The sequence below is a fragment of the Nonlabens sp. genome (assembly GCF_965660805.1).
GTDB lineage: Bacteria > Bacteroidota > Bacteroidia > Flavobacteriales > Flavobacteriaceae > Nonlabens.
In genome coordinates this window covers 1-2,170 of sequence record NZ_CBFIBE010000080.1, presented here as the reverse complement: position 1 = coordinate 2,170, position 2,170 = coordinate 1, and the positions used below count along the sequence as shown (strand labels likewise).

General features: G+C 35.9%; 1 protein-coding gene. It reads right to left on the bottom strand.

Annotated elements, in window-relative coordinates; translation table 11 throughout:
• Window positions 1-334: 334 nt before the first annotated feature.
• Complete coding sequence (locus ACTF48_RS10965; protein ID WP_438963200.1) at window positions 335-1,753, bottom strand: trypsin-like peptidase domain-containing protein; 1,419 nt, start codon at window positions 1,751-1,753, stop codon at window positions 335-337.
• Window positions 1,754-2,170: the final 417 nt, after the last annotated feature.

Sequence of the window (2,170 nt, the reverse complement as noted above, 5' to 3'; positions counted from 1 at the left end):
GTCTGGAAGGCGAGCTCTTTTTCATAAGTATCTAAACTACTCATTGAATGGGTTTTTGTGGGTTTAATTTGTTACAAAAGTAATACATCTACAACGTTTTCGTAACTGGTTTTATTGATTTTTTATCGCTTTCGCGAAAGCGAAATAACCACCATTTTAATTCACAAAAAAAGCACTCAATTTTTAGATATTGAGTGCTTGAAATTAAGTTCTAGAATGTAGTTTTAAAATGACTAGTGTCCCATTAAAGTTTTATAAAACACTGAAATTCAAACTCCTTAATAAAGTTTTTTGTCTTAGTCGGACACGACTATATTCAAGTGATGAATTACTTTTAATTCACCGTATAACGGAATCGTTCAATCTCACCATTAGAGTTTTTCATTTGAATAAGGAGCGTTTCATTAGGCATAATGTTGCGTAATATGGCTTGAATATCATCTATGTCTGCCACTTCAGTTTCATTTACCTTAGTTATAATATAATTTCTTAAATCATAACGTGCAAGTCTCCCTATAGTTCCCGTGATTTTTACGCCTTTTTTTACATCAAATTGCTTCTTCTCTTCTTTAGTGAGGTTGCGCAATTCCATTTCCATTTGTGGAATGGTAATTATATTGTTTTTAGACAAAGTAATAGGAATATGGATGAGCTGGTCATTTCTAACCACTTCAGCAATGACCACGTCTCCTGGATTTTTAGTCTTTATATAACCTGCCAGCTCTACAAATTTATTAATGGTGACACCATCTAACGCGGTAATCACATCACCTTTTCTAAGGTCACTTTTCTCAGCACCACTATCTTCTACGATATCTGCTACATAAATACCGTCTGTAGAGTTCAGTCCTAATTCTTTAGAATTATAACCATTCAAATCTGTACCTTTTATTCCTAGCATGCCTTTTTGAACAAAGCCATACTCCATAAAATCCTCGATAATTTTACGAGCATTATTAGAAGGCACCGCAAATGAATATCCTATATAAGAACCCGTTTGTGATTTAATAGCGGTGTTGATTCCTATAAGCTCACCACGTGTATTTACCAGCGCTCCACCAGAATTTCCTGGATTTACAGCCGCATCTGTTTGAATAAAGGACTGGATGTTTGCATCTCGAGCTTCGAGGTCACGACCTTTGGCACTTATGATCCCTGCGGTAACGGTACTCGTTAAATTAAATGGATTTCCCACTGCGAGTACCCATTCTCCTATTTTAGCGCTATTTGAATCTCCAAAGGGTACAAAAGGCAACTCCTCATCGGCCTCAATTTTTATGAGCGCTATGTCGCTTTCTTCATCGGCACCTATGAGTTCTGCCTTGTAAGACTTATTATTATTTAAAGTCACCTGTAAATGGTTAGAATTTTTAATCACATGATTATTAGTGATAATATAACCATCTGGTGTAATGATCACGCCACTACCAGTTCCTATAGATTCACGATAAGGAACACGGCCAGCCCATACATCGGCCAAAGACATGGGAGCTCTTGCTACCGTTTTATTAATAACGTGTACTACAGAATGGACCGTTTTCTCTGCTGCTTCTGTAAAATCTACTCCAGCGATGGACGTATTACCTGTGTAAGAAACTGGGGTAACCGGCAAGCTGCTTTGTGGCGCTGCTATTTTTGCTACTGCACTATTATCCTGAATTGCGGTAGATCTGTTTTGTATAAGTTGATAACCGCCTAGGACAACTACTCCACCCAGAATAGCCATACCCAAAGATTTAAAAATTGTTTTCATGAGCTTTTTCTTTTATGACTTAATAACTTAAAATTAGTTTAGTGATTGTATGCTGTCAACTAGTTTAACCATATTTAACACTATCATTGGACAATAGAAACATCATCTTTTTCGCAGACTGTCATTCTGCACTTGATGCGGAATCTGCTATTATTAAAACTTAACCTTCCATTAACCTCATTTTCCTTAACATAAATTTGTCAACGACGACAGACATAAGTCTGCCACTAGGATTTCATAATGTTGCCTATAACGATCTGTTATTGTGCCTAATATATTTGGCTTTACTACTTCTTTGTTCACAACTTGTTTTAAATAGTGCTTCTTAAACGATTTATGAATCTGGAATTCTACAATTACTTTAAACCTTAAATACTACTAGAAAAATTCTCATTTCATCTTACCTTTGCTGCTATG